The organism is Lentzea sp. (assembly GCF_036380075.1).
In the GTDB taxonomy this organism is placed as follows: Bacteria; Actinomycetota; Actinomycetes; order Mycobacteriales; family Pseudonocardiaceae; genus Lentzea.
Map to the genome: position 1 here is coordinate 26,023 of NZ_DASVFL010000248.1, position 17,447 is coordinate 43,469.

Here is a 17,447-nt window from a genome sequence, read left to right on the forward strand (position 1 = left end):
TGATCGGCCCATGAGGTGTGTGGTGCTGGACGACTACCAGGGCGTGGCCCTCGCGAACGCCGACTGGTCGGGTCTCGACGTGACCGTGGTGCGCGAGCACCTCGCCGACCCGGTCCCGGCACTGGCGGACGCCGAGTGCGTCGTGGTCATGCGCGAACGAACCCCGTTCCCCGCCTCGCTCTTCGCCCGGCTACCGCACCTGAAACTGCTCGTCACCAGCGGCATGCGCAACGCCTCGATCGACCTCCCCGCCGCCCGCGACCACGGCGTCACGGTCTGCGGCACCGGCAGCGAGAAAACCCCGCCGACCGAACTCACCTGGGCGCTGGTCCTCGGCCTCGCCCGCCACGTGGCCGTGGAGAACGCGGCCTTCCACGCGGGCGGCCCGTGGCAGAGCACCGTCGGCGTCGACCTGGCCGGCGCCACCCTGGGCCTGCTCGGCTTCGGCAAGCTGGGGACCGCGGTAGCCCGCATCGGCACGGCGTTCGGCATGGACGTCGTCGCCTGGAGCCCGAACCTGACGCAGGACCGGGTCGAACCGGAGGGCGTGCGCCTGGCGTCGAGCCTGCATGACCTGTTGGGGCAGAGCGACTTCGCGTCCATCCACCTCGTGCTGAGCGACCGCACCCGCGGCCTGGTCGACGCGGCGGCGCTGGCCTGCCTCAAGCCGTCGTCGTTCCTGGTCAACACCTCGCGCTCCGGCATCGTCGACTCCGCCGCACTCCTGAAAGCGTTGCGGGAGCGGCGGATCGCGGGCGCGGGCCTCGACGTGTTCGACGTGGAGCCCCTGCCGCTGACCGACGAGCTGAGGACACTGCCGAACGTCCTCGCGACACCGCACGTCGGGTACGTCACGCAGGCGAACTACCGCACGTACTTCCGCGAGGCCGTCGAGGACATCCACGCGTTCGTCGCGGGTGAACCGATCCGGCAGCTCTAGCCACTCATTACCTACCGGTAGTAAGTTCGCCGGCATGACACCCGACGCCTCCGCGCACATCGACGTCGCCGCCACCCCGCAACGGGTGTTCGAGCTGGTCAGCGACCTGCGCGGCCTCAGCGGGGTCGCCGAGGAGTACGCGGGCGGCAAGTGGCTGAACGCCGCCGGCCCGCGCATCGGCGCCCGGTTCCGCGGCGTCAACAAACGCGGCTGGCGCGTGTGGCCGACCACCGCGACCGTCACCGACTGCGATGCCACGCGGTTCGCCTTCGAGGTGAAGTCACTCGGCCTGGCCGTGTCGCGCTGGCAGTACGACATCGAACCGACCGGCACGGGCTGCCGGGTCACCGAGTCGACCTGGGACCGCAGGCCCGCTTGGTACAAACCTCTCACGGTGCTGGCGACCGGCGTCTCGAACCGCGCGGTGACCAACCAGCGCAACATCGAGGCCACGCTCGAGCGCCTGAAGAGCGTCGCCGAGTCCGCCTGACCACCTGCGCAATCTGCATTTCCGCAAATGCTGTCGCCCCGGCACTTCAAGCGATGCCGAAGGCGAGCAGTCTTTTCCGTGCGCCGATTAGAGCCGGTGAACCCACCCGTTCTTGTGCGATTGAGGCTTGACTTCGAGTGCGAGGTGCTACCCCTTTCGGGCTCGGCCGGTTGTGAAGCGGCGATGAACCCCGCTCTTTCGTCCGGGGGTGCACGCCCACGCTGGAACAGGCACGCAACCACCCAACAGGACCACGCTGGAACTCGCCGGGAACCGCCGGCCCCAGAACCTTAAACCAATTTAAAAGCAGGAACTTTCGAGTCCACCCTGAACCCTCTCCGTGACCTCCCCGTAGTCATCGGTACACACCGAACGGACCACCCCGAGGAGACACAGAATGGGCGCTCGACACCGCAAGCCCGTCATGATCGGCGCGGGCGCCATGCTCGCGGTCGCTGCTGTCGCCGGCGGCATCTTCGCCTTCAGCAGCACGAACTCGAACGCGGCGGAGGACTGCGGCGGCCTGGACACCGCCCTGCAGAACAACCTCACGTTCATCGCGGGCCAGCAGGCCAACCCGGACGCCCAGTCCGACGCGCGCATCGCCAACCGGCAGGCGGTGGTGAACCTCATCAACCAGCGGCGCGCGGCGGCGGGATGCGGTGGCAACGTCCAGGCGCAGCCGGAGAAGGGCCAGGCGGCGACGTCGGGCGAGGACTGCGGCGGCCTGGACAAGGCGTTGCAGAACAACCTGACGTTCATCGCGGGCCAGAAGGCGAACCCGGACTCCCAGTCCGAGGCCCGCATCGCGAACCGCCAGGCCGTGGTCGACCTCATCCAGCAGCGGCGCAAGGCGGCGGGCTGCGCGGGTGACGGCGGCGCGGCCAACGCCGGCCAGGGCCAGAACCAGGGCAACGGCAACCAGGGCAACGGCAACCAGGCGACGGCCCAGCCCACCGCGCAGCAGCCCACTGCCCAGCAGCCCGCGCCGGACCAGGGCGGCGCCACCGGTCAGCAGGTCTGCGTCGGCTCGACCGTCACGCTGTCCGGTGAGGGCGGCGCGCCCGCCGCGTCGAGCGGCACGTTCCCGGTCGGCACCACGCTGAAGGTCACGAACCTGGACAACAACAAGTCCACCACCGTGAAGGTGGCGTCGGTGTCCGGCAGCTGCGCGCTGCTGAACAACGCGGCGTTCGAGCAGGTCCGCGAGCCCGGCAAGTTCCTGATCCGCCGGGCGCGCATCGAGAAGATCGGCTGATCGACCGTCCACAACGGACGGCCACTCCCGGCGAGACGCGGGGGAGTGGCCGTCCGTTGTGCTGTGCGGGGCCAGGTGGGATCTTGGCAGGGCCCCCGACCCCGGAGTGAGCCCGTGACCGAGCAAGAGGCACCGACGTCCGTCTTCCGGAACACGGCGTTCCTGCGGCTGTGGACAGGGACGACAGCGTCGGGCCTGGCGATGTGGGCGATGCCGTTCGTGCTGGGACTGGCGGTGCTGGAGCGCTCGATCACCGCCGTGGACCTGGGTGTCGTCCTGGCCGCGCGAACCGTCGGGTTCCTGGCCGCGGTCCCGGTCGCGGGAGTGCTGGCCGACCGCCACCCCCGCCGGGTCGTGGTCTTCTGGTCCTGCCTGACGGCGGCGCTCCTGACACCGGTGATCGCGCTCGGCATGGGGAAATCCCCGCTGCTCATGGCCGTCGCCGCGACGGTCGTCGGCGCGGGCCAGGGTGCCTGCCGGCCGGCGTTCCAGGCGATGGTGGCCGAGGTGGTGCCGGAGCAGGGACGGCAGCAGGCCAACGCGGCCACCACGCTGGCGGTCAGGGTGACGACGCTCGTGGCACCGAGCCTGACCGCGCTCGCGGCTCTGCTGGTCAACGCACGCGGTCTGCTGGCGGCCACGGCCGTCGTCTGGCTGGTCGCCGCGCTCGTCCCGCCCAGGGGCCAGGGCAGGCGAGGACCCGCCACCGCCACCCGCGCGAGCTTCGCGACGGACTTCCTCGACGGCATCCGGGAGGCACGCCGCCACCCGTGGCTGCTGGCCGGGCTCGGCGCGCTGACCGCCGTCATCGCCACGGGCTACTCCGCCACGGCTGTCGTGCTGCCGCTGGTGAGCAGGGACCGCTACGGCACCGAGGCCGTGCTGGCCGCCGCCACGACCGCCTACACGATCGGCGCGCTGGCCGGGGCGGTGCTGATCGCCCGCTGGCGGCCGAAGGCGGCGGGCTGGGTCGCGCTCGCCGGGCTCGCCCTGTACGGGCTCATCCCGCTCGTCCTGCTGGTGCCGGTGCACCCGGTCGCGGTGGTCGCCGCCTATGCCGTCACGGGGATCGGCATCGAGCTGTTCAACGTCCCGTGGTTCACCGCCGTGCAGCGCGAGGTCGAGCCGTCCAAGCTCGCCCGCGTGTCCTCGCTCGACTTCCTGCTGTCCTACGGCCTGGCGCCGGTCGGGCTGGCGTTCATCGCGCCGGCGATCGAGGCGTTCGGCGTCAGCGCGGTGCTCGGCGCCTGCGCGGTGATCTGCTTCGCGGTGCCCGCCGCGGCCGCGCTCGTCCCGTCGTCGCGGCGGTTCAGCACGAGGTAGCTACCAGGTCCAGCGGAAGCCGCGCACGCCCGGCTGCACGTCCAGCGCCACGTCCAGCAACGTGCGGCCGGGGTCGACCGCGGAGCCGTCGGCGAGCTGGAGGACGGACGCGGGCACGTCGCCCTCGAACGTCACCTCCAGCACGTACTCCCGCGCCGGCAGGCGGAACTTGCGCTCGTAGCTCGTCGCGAGCGGACCCGGTGCCTGGTTCACGAGCTCGTGCTCGATCACGACGCTCTCGCCGTGCAGCAGCGGCCGCTCGAACACCAGCTCCGCGACCAGCAGCCCCTCCGGCTCGTCCGTCACCACCCGGCCGACCATGCAGTTCTTCAACGCCCTGACCTGGGGGAGCGGCCGGTCGCGCTCGTCGACGTGCATGATCACGACCCAGCGGTCGGGACCGTTCATCGACGCCGACAGCACCTGCCGCGACCGGAAGCCCCGCTCGGTGCGGTCCGCGCCGACCGTCACGAAGTCCTGCTGGCTGACCCGCACGAGCTGGTCGTCCCACTGCGTGTCGAGGTCGTGCAACGCGTGCTCGACGGGCCTGGGGGACGGCCAGAACGACGACAGCGGCGCCGGGGCCCTGCGCAGCCGCCTGCCCCGTGACCGGGGCGGTCCGAGCAGCTCGGACAGGTGCCCCGGCGGCACCTTCAGGATGTGCTCCAGGTGCACGACGGCCTGCAGCGACTTCGTGCGCTCCGGCCGGCTGCGGCCCGTCTGCCAGTAGCTCAGCGTCGCGAGCGACACCGACACGCCGTTCTGCGACAGGTGCTCGCGCAGGCGCTCCAGACCGAGACCACGGTTCGTGATCGCCGTCCGGAGCGCCTCCGCGAACTCGTCCACGCAGGTCACGCTAATCCATTCACTGGTCCTGCTGAAGTGGCTGGTGCGGCCGGTAGGTCACCTGGCGGCCGGCGATCACCATGTCGATGTCGACGGTCTCCTCGAACGGCGGGCCCATCGGCCGCACCAGCACCGGCTGACCCGACGGCGGGTGGATCCGGACGTTGACGCTGAGCTGCGTCGCGATCAGGTGCGCCACCAGGTCACGCGCGTTGCCTGCGCCGGTGTTCTCGGCCTCGGTCTGCAGGTGCCAGTTGTGGCTCTCCACCAGCGCGCCGCCCAGGTGGTTCGGGTGCATCGGCCGGTCGGCGGTCCAGTCGGCGACCTCCCTCGTCACCGCCCGGTGGGTCGCCGCGAGGGTCACCACCTGCCGGCGCAGCCCGTCCGGGTCGAGACCCGTGGCCTGTCCGATGGCCGTGTAGAGGCCGTTCGGGGTGACCGGCGGCGGGGTCGGACCGCCCAGCACCTGCTCGTGCAGGTACCGCAGCTGCGCCTGGACGGCGTCGGTCTGGTCGCCCCGCAGCGTGCCCGGCCCGGTGGACGAACCGGCCCCGGGGGTCTCGGCCGGCTGGGGACGGGCCTGGGGCTCCGCGTTCGGCCGGACCCACGTGCCCGTCGACGGGGCGGTGACCTGCTGCGGGGTCGTGACCTCGGTCGTCGCCCCCGTCACCCACGGCGTCGCGGGCGCGGCCGTCTCCACGGGGCTGGCCGGTGGCGTCACGTCGTCGTCGACGACGTACAGGGCCTGCAGCGCCGCCTTGAGCTCGGCGATCTTCGCGTCGGTGAGCTCGACGCCCAGCCCGGTCTGCAGCGCCGCCCTGTTGTCCGCCGCGGCCCTGGTGAACTCCTCCGCGCTGACCACGGTGTTCTCCGGGAGAACCTCGGAGGTGGTCAGCATCCGGAGCGTCCACTCGGCCTGGCTCGCCACGTCGGACCCCGTCAGGGGGTTGTCGGCGATCGTCTCTTCCAGCGGCGGGGCGCCGATCATGTCCAGGCGTGCCTGGTCCTGGGCGAAGTTCGTGGCGCGGTTGTAGCCCTTCTCGTGGTCGAAGACCTTGTCCGTCAGCAGGGCCGGGTTGTTCGCGAACGTCGGCGTGCTGCCGATCGTCGCCCACATGCGGTGCGCCCAGTCGTCGAACGCGGCCCGGTGCTCCGGCGTGGTGAAGTCGCCGAACGCGGCGAACTGCTCGCGCTCGATGACGGGCCGGGAGAACTGGGCGTTGAGCGCGTCCGCGACCGCCTGGACGCCGTGCCGCTCGATCAGCGCGGCGACCTCGTCGGTCCTGGTGTCGAGCATGACCGACAGCTGCAGCAGCTCCCGGCCCGCTCGGTGGTCCAGGTACGCGCCGGGCCTGATCAGCTCGGCCTCCACGTTCCTGGCGAGCTGGGGAGCGTTCTGCATCGCGTCCGCGGCCAGTGCCTGGAGGTGGCTGCGGACCACCACGTCCGGCACCGGTGCCGGTGAGTGGTTGTCGGCGTCCTGGGTCGAGTCACCCGACCTGGACGTGTCGCCGCCGGTGTCCGAGGGGTTCGCCGGCGCCGGACGGGTCGACGGGCCCTCACCACGGTCGACGTCCCCGCTGGGCGGGGCGTCGTGCCCGCTGTCCGTGTCGCTGCTGGAGGACGACGTGGTGTCGGTGGTGGTGGACGGCGCCGGCGTGTTGTTGTAGTCGGTGATCTGCCGGTCGACGACGGACTTCTGGTCCCACCAGTCCTTCTGCTTGCCGTCGGCGGCGCGGCGGGCGTCGTCGAGCTGCGTCTCCGCGTCCTCGACGAGCGCCTGCTGGGCGGCACGGTCCTCGGCGTTCCGCGCGATCTTCTCGTTGTGCGCGGTCTCCGCCTCGGCGCGGGCGGTGTCGGCCTCGGCGACGACCCGCTGCTGCGCCTCCAGCTCCGCCTGCCTCGCCTGAGCCGCCTCGGTGTCGACCCTCAGCTGCTCCCTGGCGTCGCGCAGCTGCTGCTGCGTCCGGTGGAGGGCGTTCCTGGCGGCGTCGGCCTCGATCTGGGCGGCCCGCACGGTGTCGGCGTCGCCGCCGTTGGCCCTGGTCTCGTCCAGTGCGAGCTGAGCCGCCACCGCGTTGGAGCTGAGGCCGTCGATGCGGGAGTCCAGGGAGTTCACCGCGTTCTGGGTCTCCGCGGCCTCCCGTGCGGCGGTGTCGGCCCGCGTCTCCAGCTCCGGCAGCTTCGCCTGCTCGGTCCGGTGCGTCCCGGCGGCCTGCTCGTGGCGCTCCTGGAGCGGCCTGAGCTCCGCGTCGTTCTTCGCGAGCGACGCGGCGGCGGAGTTGATCACCTTCTGCGCGTCGTGCCGCCGGCCGTCGACGGTGACCTCGGCGGTGCGCCAGTCGTCCGCCGCCTTCTTCAGGTCGGTCTGGGCGGCGTCCAGGTCCGTGCCGAAGTCCTTGCCCAGCAGCGTCTGCGCGTCGGTCGCCGGCATGCGGACCCCGGCGGAGCCCGGCACCGACAGGTCGACCACGGAGGTCTTGCCGCCGACCGTCGCGACCACGCGGTACTCCACGCCGAACTGGACCAGACCGGTCCGCACCTTCGGCTTGGTGTTGTTCACCTTGTTGTCGGTGGGCCCGCCGGACACCGCGGACGAGTCCTCGCCCGCGTGCCGCAGCTCCACACCGCTCGGCAGGAAGTTGGCGGTGTCCTTCGGGTCGGTGCCCTGCTTGACCGCCGCGCTGCCGGCCGCGAGACCCACGGACACGTCACCGGTCTCGGAGACCTTCGCGTCCGTGCTGGTCGCCGTGACCTGCGACTTCGGGTTCTCCAGGGCGACACCGTCGCTCAGCGACCCGAGCTCGGGGTCGACGAGCCGCGCGTAGACCTTGACCTCGGCGTCCTGGCCGAACGTCAGGGCCGCCTCCTTGAGCCCCGGCACGTCGAGCGGGCCGGAGAGCATGGACGGCAGGTGCGGCTGGAGGGTCTCCGGGCTCAGCGTCGACAGCAGGCTGTTGAGCGAGCCCGTGCCCTTGCCGGTGAGGCCCTTGCCCGCCCCGGCGTCGGTCAACGCCTTCACCGCGGCGTCGCGCAGGTCCTTCGCGCCGCGGAAGTTCTCCACCGACGCGTGCGGCGGGAGCTGCGTGGCACGGGGGTCCTGCTGGAACTCGGCGGTCGCCTCCGCGGTGCCGAACCGGCCGGGCAGCTTGCTCGCCGCGGACATGTACGGCTGCGGGGTGCCGCGGCTGGTGGTCGGCTCGGAGATCTTCTGGTTGTCCGCGTGCAGGCGGACCGTCATCTCCTGCAGGCCGCTGGTGGCCCTGCCGATCTCCTTGTTCCCCTTCTCGACCACGAGCTCGAACTCGATCGGCACGGCGTAGCGCGCCGCCGGTCCGCTCGCGGCCCGCAGGTGGCCGAACTGGTCGGTCGTCGTGGTCGTCACCGAGGTGCTCTTGGACCCGCCGATGTTCGCGGCCGCGACGACACCCGCCGTGCCGGACACGTTCGGGTTCGCGCTGCCCGGCGCGGCCATGCCCGGCGCCTTGAGGCCGAGGCCCCAGCCGGTGCCGCGGCCCTGGCCCTCGCCGGCCTTGGTCGACCCGGCGATCGTCGACTCCATCTCGACGCCGTCGTTCACGACGTCCTGGAACTTCGGGTCGCCCGTCTTGGCGCGCAGCGTGACCTGGTAGGAGTCCTTGCCGAACGTGCCGGGCTGGTGCACCAGCAGCGGCACGCCGCCGTCCAGGGCGCTGTCGACCATCGCCTTCACGCTCGCGGGGGAGCTGAAGTCGACCAGGCGCTGCATGTTGCTCATCGAGTCCTTGAGGACCGAGTCGGGCAGCAGCGTTCCGCCGAAGCGCTTCGTCGTGGCGGCGTTGACCCGCTGCGCCAGGTCGGTGACCACACCGGACAGGTCCGGCACGCTCTCGACCGTGGACAGGCCGAGCGCGCCCGGCTCGCCGTCGGCCACCGTCGCGGGCGGCGCCATCGACGGCAGCGCCGGCTTGGGCACGTCCGGCTTGACGTCGGGCAGCAGACCCATGTCCCGTGCGACGTCCTCGGTCACGCGGACGAACACCGAGTTGGGCAGCGACACCGACGCGCCCTGGGCGCGCGGCGTGCCGCCGTAGACGAAGTTGCCGGAGCGGCTCTCGCCGACCACGGTGACGTCCGCGTCGAGCTGCACCAGCACGGTGCGGGCACCCGACGGGGTCACGCGGTTGCGGTCGTGGCTGCCGGCGATCTCCTTCGACGACGTCTTCGAGTCCGCCCACGGCGTGTACTTGCCCGCCACCGCGACACCACCGGCACCGCTGGCGGGCGTGGGCTCACCGGCGGGCGGGGGAGCGTTGTTCGGCTTGATCGGCAGGTTCACGCCACCGGTGACGTCGACCGACCGGTTCGTCGACGACGACGAGCCCGCCTTGTAGCCGCCGGTGGTGGCGTTCTCGGTCCCGGTGGTGTCCGAGATCGACACGATCTTCGGGTTGCTCAGCCCGAACTTCACGCCGATCGCGCCGGAGCGGTCGGTGACCCGCCGGTCGTACTTGAGGCCCTGCTCGGCGATGCCGGTCTCGGTCAGCGTGCGCAGGTTCGCCTTGATGTTCTCCGGGGAGAACATCTTGTCGATCTGCGCCCGCGACGCGGTGCCCGGCACCGTGAGCGCCGAGTCGCCGCCCGCCGCGCGGTTGAGCGCGTCGATGGCCTGGTCGCGCAGCGCCGTCGTGTTCGCGACGGCCTCCACGTGCAGGAACTCCGGCGCCTTCGTCGCGGTGGGCGTGGTCAGCAGCTCGTGGACGGTCGGCGAGTTGTCCAGCTCCGCCACGTCCGGGTCGCCGGGCTCGAAGCCCTTGCCGGGGTCGTTGTCCAGGGTGGAGCTGTCGGACACCCACAGGTTGACGCCGCCCCTGATGGGCGCGAGACCGCCGTCGCCGGTCTTGGCCACGGTGTGCTGCTCGGGGACGTGGTGGCCGGGCAGGCCGGGCGTCACGCGGCGCACCCAGGCGCGGGGCCGGGTGAACGTGGTGATCTCGACCTCGAACTCCACGTCGCCGCGGAACACCTGGGCGTCGGGGCTGCCGATGTTGAGCGAGGTGCTGTTGACCGTCGGGCCGGCCGCGGTCTTGTCCGACCACGAGTGGTTGTACTTCGCGCCGAGCTGCGGCGTCGGCGTCATCTTGGCGATCTTGGTCTCGGCGGGGATCGAGACCTTGCCCTCGACGCCGGCGCTCCAGCCCTTGGTGGTGGTCGTGGAGCTGTCGAGCTTCGGGCCGGTCGAGGAGGCGTCGCGGATGTTGCGCGCGTCGGCCTGGCCGAGGTGCTCGGTGTTCGTCACCTTCGCCTTGACGGTGACGTTGACGTAGGTGTTGCTGGTCGCGCCGCTCTGCTTGAGCTGCACCTGGACGCCCGGTCCCATCAGGCTGTCCATGTTCGTCCGCAGCGCCGCGGGCGAGAGCTGCGAGGCGAGCTTGCGCTGGTTCGCGAGCTGCTCGGCGACGTCGGAGAAGTGCTGGCCCTTGCTCGAGCGCGGGTTCGCGTCCGGGTTGTTCCACTTCGGCAGGAACTTGTCGAAGCCGGGCAGGCCGCGCAGCGCGCCCTCGACCTGGGCCTGGACCTCCGCCGCGACCTCGAACTCGCCGACCTTGGCGTTGCCGGTGGCGAGCGCGTCGCCCAGGTACGGCGGCGCGAACTTCGTGCCCTTGCCGCTGTCGTCGACCGTCGAGCCCCTGGTGCCGTCCGGGGTCGGCAGGCCCAGCGCCGCCGCCTCGGGCAGGCCCAGGCGCAGGTAGGTGGTGACGGGGATCGTGACCGGGGCACCGCTCGGCGAGGCCACCTCGACCTCGGCGCGCACCTTGTACAGGCCGGTGGTGCCCTTGATCTGGATGCCGCTCTTGTGGCTGGTGTTGATGCCCGCGTTGACGTTCTCGGCGACGCGCGCCGAGTAGCCGAGCGTGGCGCCGACCTGGCCGCCGACGACGTTGGGCAGACCCGCGTTGAACCCGAGACCGCCGGTGAGGTCGCCGCCGGACTTGGTCGTCGAGGACACACCGCTGCTGTGCGCCGCGGTGTCGTGCAGGCGCAGCACCGAGCTGTCGTGCGTGCCGACCAGCTCCGCCGTGAACAGCTTCGCCGTCATCTGCACCGCGGCGCCCTTGCTCGCGTGCGGGCTGACGAGGTCCGGCGACGTCACGGCCGCTCCGCCGAGCATCGCGCCGAGGTTGTTGCGGATCTCGGTGGGGCTCAGGAAGTTCTGCAGCGCCTCGCGGCCCGGCGAACCGATCTTGACGATCGACGGGTGCAGGTTCCGGGAGACGTCGCTGAACGCCTTCGCCGGGTTGTCGACCGTCACGACCTCGGGCGCGGGGTGCTCGACCTTCGCGCCCCAGTTCCTGACCGGCACCGAGTCGGCGTTGATACCGGTGCCGGAGCCGGTGATGGTCGCCAGGTCGTTCGGGACGTGGAGCGTGACGGACGTGCCGTCGCTGACCGGGGGCAGGTTGCGGATGCCGCCGTTGGCGTCGGCGAGCGTGATGTCCCAGGTCACCCCGACGGTGGCGGTCGTGGTGCCCTCGCCGGCCCTGATGATCCGCTGGTCGGTGAGCGACGACGACATCACCTGCGACTGCCCCGGGGTGGCGAGCTGTGCCTTGCCGCCGAGCGAGCCGTACGGGCCGAGACCCTGGCTGGCCGTGACCGAGCCGCCGACGTCGTTCGCGGTGGCGACGGTGTGCGTGGTCGAGGAGGTGTTCCCCGACTGCGCGGTCATGTCCGTCTTGGTGGTCGGCGCGGCGACGGGGTCGACGCCGGTCTGCGCCTGCATGGTCGCGCGGAGGTTCGCCTCGTACCAGGTGTTGCCGATCTTGACCTGGAAGTTGCGGCCCTTGTCGAGGAACGACTCGAAGTCGCCGTTGATCGCCTGCTGGATGCGGGCGGCGTCGGCGGGCTTGAGGTTCGGGATGCCGGCCGTGACGTTCGCGGCGCCGCGCACGTCGCTGGGGGCGATCGAGCCGAGCCCCTTGTTGCCCTGGAAGAAGTCCGGCAGCGCCTGCGTGCCCGGCATGACCTGGCCGACCTGGGGGTTGGCCAGGGTGGTCATCGGGATGACCGGGTTCGGCGTCGGGTGGACCGGGCGGGTCTGGACCTCGGGCTCGGTCCACGCGGAGTTCTGCTGCGCGGCCGCCGTGTCGTCGGACCTCGCGGTGTCGTGGGACTGGTCGGCGGTGTCGGCCGTGGTCTCGGCCGACGGGGCCGGCGGGGTCCACCCGGCCGGCGGCGGGACCGTGGCCGGACCGGCCGGTTCCAGCCGGGTGTCGGGGACCATGACCTGGCTGTTCGCGGTGCGCTCGACGAGCCACAGGTGGCGCGGCCGCACGCCGGGGTCGGGCAGGTGGATGTCGGCGCCCATCAGGCCGCCGTCGCCCTTGTGCACACCGGAGTTCGTGTCGTGCTGCTGGAACACGCGCGAGCTGTCGCTGTACTCGTCGGGGACGCCCAGGTAGTGCAGCGTCTCGTGGGCGAGCACCTCGGGACTGGCGTCGCCGTTCCAGTGCGTCTGGTCGATGCCCTTGCGGTCCGGGTCGACCCTGACGCTGGTGTGCGCGTCGGCCTTGTTGTCGGTGAACTCGAGGTTGACGTGGAACTGGTCACCGCTGGGGAGCCGGAAACCCTGGTTCAGCAACGAGTTCACGCCGTTGCGGGCGTTCTCCTTGACCTGCGCGACGAGCTCGGGGGAGGCGTTCGCGGCGGGGTCGACGTGCACCTTGACGGTGTACTCCTGCACGAACTTGCCGGGGCTCGTCTCGATGCGGCGCAGGTCGTAGCCGATCAGGCCCTGGTACGACTTGATGTCGCGCGGGGTGCTGTCGGTCTTCACGTCGTGGACGACGACGTCGACCGTGCGCACGTCCTTGTCGTTGCGGCGGTCCGCCCACGAGGAACGGTCGGCCGGCTTCTCCGGGACGAACCAGTCGGCCGTCTTCGCCGGGTCGTGCCGCCACGACTCGTCGGTGAGGACGTCCTTGCCCCGGTGCGACTCGGGCGTCGGCGGCGTCATCGCGGGCGGCGCGCCACCGCCCCTGACCTGCCGGGGCGCGTCGGTGTCCGCCGGAGCGGGCCGCGACGAGCTCGTCCCGGGCTCCGTGGTGGCGGGCGGTGGGTCGGCGAAGACCAGTGACGGCGGTTGTCCGGGGCTGAACCGGATCAACGGCTCCGCGTTCGGCGCCGTCTGCTGGTGGCGCGACACGATGTCGTTGAAGATCTTCTCCTGGAACGCGCCCTGCGGCTCCCAGTACATGTGGGCGCCGTGCTGCACGCCCATGTTCCGCTGGGTCAGCAGCCACACGTTGAGGTCGTAGTCCCCGTTCTGCTCCACGCTCAGCGAGCTGCCGTCGTCGGGACGACGGATGTCGTAGACGTCGTGGTCACCGGTGATCTGCTTGAACTCGCCGGACTTGTCGGCCTGCACGATGCCGTTCTCGACGCGGTACCGGCCCTGCGCCTCGAGGTCCGCCATCTCGGGGCCCAGCTCGGCGAACTCCCTGGTGCGGTTCTCGAAGCGCTGCCGCACGCTGTCGCGGACCTCCGGCGGCACCGAGTCCCAGTCCGGCTGCCGCGGCTCGAAGAAGCCCACGAGCCCGATCGTGTTCGGGTCCGCGCCCAGGTGGACGTCGAGGGGGCTGATCGTCTTGGCCTTGATGTCCTTCGGCTTCGGGACCGCGCCCTGTTCCAGCCACCGCACGGAGTCCGCGTTGGTCGGCCGCACGTCGTAGACGAGGTTGAACCGGTCCGCGAGGTTCTGGAACCGCGCCTGGTTGAGCCGCGGCATGCCGAACTCGTCCTGCAGCCGTTGCGGCGTCAGCGGACCACTGGCGTCCTGCGGCGAAGTCCACTCGCCGTCGAGCAGCTGCTGCGGGCGCGGCGCCGTCTCGACCGTCGCGTCCAGCTCGTCGAAGAGGTCCTCGACGAACGTGTCCGCCACGTTCGGGATGGCCACGTCGTCCAGGTTCGGGCTCGGCGTCGCACCCGGAACCGGCGACGTGGCCGCGGACGGGACGTCGGTCGTCGGCGCCGTGGACCGCGGGGTCGCACCGGGGGTGACGGCCGAGGGAGCCGGACGGCTCTGCGAGCCGGACGGGTTCTGCGAGCCGGACGCCTTGGGCTGTCCGGTCTCGACGCCGCCGCGGCTGCTCTCCGCCACCGACGACTCCGCCGGCAGCGGGGGCAGCGGCTTCTGGTTCGCTTCCGGCGTGGAGCCGGACGGCTGCTGCGGCGTGGGCGGCAGCGGCTTTGCGTCCGCGTCCGCCGTGGTGCGCGTGGTGGCGTCACCGGGCGGCGGCGTGGGCGGGGTCGGCGGTGCCGGCTTCGGCGGCACCGGAGGCGGGGACGAGTTGTAGGCGTCGACCTGGTGGTCCGCCTCCGCCTTCGCCTCCCACCACTTCTTCTGCTCGGCGTCCGCCGTCTTGCGGGCGTCGTCGAGCTTGGTCTCCGCGTCCTTGATCGTCTGCTCGGCCTGCGCCCGCTCGTCCGCGAGCGCGTTGTGCTTCTCCTCGGCGGTGGCGCGTGCGGCGTCGGCGTCGGTGACGACCTGCTGCTGCGCCTGGAGCTGCGCGCGGGCGTCGATGGCGGCCTGGCGCTGCGCGTCGAGGTCCGCGTGCGCGTCCGCGAGCTGCTGCTGGGCGTCGGTCAGCGCGGTGTGCGCCGCGTCGGCCTCCTGACCCAGCCGGTCCAGCTCGGGCTTCGGCGCGCCGTTGATCTCGGCGTCGGCCAGGGCGTTGTTCGCGGTGAGCGCGTCCTGGCTGAGCGACGCGATCTGCGGCGTCAGGTCCTGGATCGTCGCGCGGGTGGCCGCCACGTCCGCCACGGCGTTGTCGAACGCCGTCTGCCGCGCCTGGAGCTCGGCCTCGGCGTTGACGTGGTTCTCGATGGCCGTGTTCAGGTCCGTCGCGGCGTCGCCGAGCGGCTGGTCGGTCCTGGCCAGCACCGCGGCGGAGGAGTTGATGGCCTCCTGCGCCTCGTGCCGTGCCTCGTCGACCTTCTTCTCGGCCTCGCGCCAGTCGTCGGCCGTCTTCTTGACCTCGGTCTGGGCGTCCTTCAACGAGTCGCTGAACTGCTGGTTCAGCATCGTCTCGACCTCGGCGGCGGGCATGCGCACGCCGGCAGAGCCGGGCACCGTCAGGTCGACGACGCCGGTCTTGCCGCCGATCGTCGCGACCACGCGGTACTCGACGTCGAACTGCACGAGGCCGGTGCGCGACGCGTCCGCGGGCTTGACGTTGCCGCCCTCGGCCTGCGCCGGGCCGCCGGAGACCGCGGACGAGTCCTCGTTCGCGTGCCGCAGCTCGACACCGCCGGTGCCGACGTTGACGGTGTCCGCCGGGGCGCCCTGCTTGACCGCCGCGCTGCCCTGGGCGAGACCCACGGACACGTCGGCGGTGTCGGCGACCTTGCCCTCGCTGGAGACGTCGGTGGTCTTCGTCGTCTGCGGGGTCTCGATCTTCACGCCGTCGCTGAGCGAGCCCAGCTGCGGGTTCACCAGCTTCGCGTAGACCTTGACGTCGGCGTCCTGGCCGAACGTCAGCGCCGCCTCCTTGAGCCCCGGCACGTCGAGCGGGCCGGAGAGCATGGACGGCAGGTGCGGCTGGAGGTTCTCCGGGCTGAGGGTGGAGAACAGGCTGTTGAGCGAGCCCGTGCCCTTGCCGGTGAGGCCCTTGCCCGCGCCGGCCTCCGACATCGCCTTCACGGCGGCGTCGCGCAGGTCGCCGGCGCCGCGCAGGTTCTCGACCGACGCGGTGGACGGCAGCTGCGTGGCGCGGGTGTCCTGCTGGAAGGCGAACGTCGCCTCCGGCGTGCCGAACTCGCTGCCGCGCTTGCTCGCCGCCGACATGTACGGCTGCTGCGTCCCGTGACCGGAGGTCGGCTGGGAGACCTTCTGGTTGTCCGCGTGCGTGCGGACGACCATGTCCTGCTCGACGCTGGTCGCCTTCGCGACCTCCTTCGTGCCCTTCTCGACGACGAGCTCGAACTCGACGGGCACGTTGTAGCGCGCCGCCGGTCCGCTCGCCGTGCGGCTGTGGCTGAAGGCCTCGCTGGTCGAGGTGGTGACCGAGCTGCTCGTGCTGGACCCGACGTTCGCGCCCGCGCTGAGACCGGCGGTGCCCGAGACGTTCGGGTTCGCGCTGCCCGGCGAGGCCAGGCCCGGTGCCCGCAGGCCGACGCCCCAGCCCGTGCCGCGGCCCTTGCCGTCGCCCTCCTTGCGGGAGCCGCCGTCGTTGTGGCTCATGTCGACGCCGTCGTTGACGACCTGGTCGAACTTCGGCTCGCCCGTCTTGGCGCGCAGCGTGACCTGGTAGGAGTCCTTGCCGAACGTGCCGGGCTGGTGCACCAGCAGCGGCACGCCGCCGTCCAGGGCGCTGTCGATCATCGCCTTCACGCTCGACGGCGAGTTGAGGTCGACGATGCGCTGGAGGTTGCTCATCGAGTCCTTGAGCACCGAGTCCGGGACCAGCGAGTCGCTGCCGAACTTCTTGGTGTTCTGGGACAGCTTCGTCGTGAGCTCGTTGACCGCCGCCGAGAGGTCGGGGACCTTCTCCACGTTGGACAGACCCAGCGCGCCGGGCTCACCCGGCGCCACCGTCGACGGCGGCGCCATCTTCGGGAAGTCGGGCTTCGGGACGTTCGGCGCGACCTTCGGCAGGACGCCCATCTCCCGTGCGACGTCCTCCGACACCCGCACGAACACGGACTTCGGCATGGAGACCGTGACGCCCTCGGCGTTCGGCGTGCCGCCGTGCACGAAGTTCCCGGCGCGGCTCTCGCCGACGATCGTGAACTCGGCGTCGACCTGGACCAGCACGGTCCTGGCGTCACCCGGCGTCGTCCTGCCGCGGTCGACGTTGCCGCCGATCTCGTTCGACTGGGTCTTGCTGTCCGACCACGGCGTCACCTTGCCGGTGACCGCGGCACCACCGGACCCGCTGGGGTTCGACGGCTGGCCGGCGGGCGGCGGGGTGACGTTGGGGCGCACCGGGATGTTGATGCCCGCGGTGAGGTCGACCGACCGGCTCGTCGTGGACGACTCACCGGCCTTGTAGCCGCCGCTGACCGAGTTGTCGGAGCCCGTGGTGTCCGAGATGGACACCAGCTTCGCCTCGCCCAGCTTCACCGACATGCCGATCGCGCCGGAGCGGTCGGTGACGCGGCGGTCGTACTTGAGGCCCTGCTCCTGCACACCGGTCTCGATGAGCCGCTGCAGGTTCGCCTTGATGTTCTCCGGGGAGAACATCTTGTCGATCTGGGCGCGTGACGCGGTGCCCGGCGTGGTGAGCGCCGAGTCGCCCTTGGCCGCGCGGTTGAGCGCGTCGACCGCCTGGTCCCGCAGCTCCGTCGTGTTCGCGACCGCCTCGACGTTCAGGAACTCCGGCGACTTCGGCCGGGCTTGACTCGGGTTCAGCAGGTCCTTGACGGTCGGGGAGTCCGCGATCGGCGTGGACTTCGGGTCGCCCGGCTTGAAACCGTCACCGGGGTCGTTGTCGAGTGTCGAGGAGTCCGACACCCACAGGTTGACCTTGCCGTCGATCTTGTCGAGGCCGGCACCGGTCTTGGCGACCGTCGTGACCTCCGGCGCCTGCTGGCCGGGAGCGCCGGGCACG

6 protein-coding genes are annotated in these 17,447 nt (G+C 71.7%); 4 read left to right on the forward strand and 2 right to left on the reverse strand.

Annotated features, from left to right (window positions below; all coding sequences use genetic code 11):
- The first annotated feature begins 10 nt into the window (after window positions 1-10).
- The 4 genes from VF330_RS27210 to VF330_RS27225 all read left to right on the forward strand — a co-directional run bounded on the left by VF330_RS27210 (window position 11) and on the right by VF330_RS27225 (window position 4,011).
- Window positions 11-940 (forward strand): D-2-hydroxyacid dehydrogenase family protein, encoded by a 930-nt coding sequence (locus tag VF330_RS27210; protein WP_330854524.1) that lies wholly within the window; start codon window positions 11-13, stop codon window positions 938-940.
- A gap of 34 nt (window positions 941-974) precedes the next feature.
- Window positions 975-1,430: an SRPBCC family protein gene (locus VF330_RS27215; RefSeq protein ID WP_330854525.1), complete on the forward strand. Its 456-nt coding sequence runs from the start codon at window positions 975-977 to the stop codon at window positions 1,428-1,430.
- Window positions 1,431-2,061: 631 nt separating this feature from the next.
- Window positions 2,062-2,688: a hypothetical protein gene (locus tag VF330_RS27220; RefSeq protein ID WP_414675461.1), complete on the forward strand. Its 627-nt coding sequence runs from the start codon at window positions 2,062-2,064 to the stop codon at window positions 2,686-2,688.
- 114 nt (window positions 2,689-2,802) lie between these two features.
- Complete coding sequence (locus VF330_RS27225) at window positions 2,803-4,011, forward strand: MFS transporter (RefSeq protein ID WP_330854527.1); 1,209 nt, start codon at window positions 2,803-2,805, stop codon at window positions 4,009-4,011.
- Here the strand turns inward: VF330_RS27225 and VF330_RS27230 are convergent, their stop codons facing one another.
- Both VF330_RS27230 and VF330_RS27235 read right to left on the reverse strand, forming a co-directional pair.
- Window positions 4,012-4,857: an XRE family transcriptional regulator gene (locus tag VF330_RS27230; protein WP_330854528.1), complete on the reverse strand. Its 846-nt coding sequence runs from the start codon at window positions 4,855-4,857 to the stop codon at window positions 4,012-4,014.
- Between the two features lie 19 nt (window positions 4,858-4,876).
- On the reverse strand, window positions 4,877-17,350 hold the full coding sequence (locus VF330_RS27235) for a hypothetical protein (protein ID WP_330854529.1): 12,474 nt from the start codon (window positions 17,348-17,350) through the stop codon (window positions 4,877-4,879).
- Window positions 17,351-17,447: the final 97 nt, after the last annotated feature.

Excerpts from the sequence above, each read along its gene's own strand:
- VF330_RS27210 (WP_330854524.1), top strand. The coding sequence starts at position 11 with ATGAGGTGTGTGGTGCTGGACGACTACCAGGGCGTGGCCCTCGCGAAC.
- VF330_RS27215 (WP_330854525.1), top strand. The coding sequence starts at position 975 with ATGACACCCGACGCCTCCGCGCACATCGACGTCGCCGCCACCCCGCAA.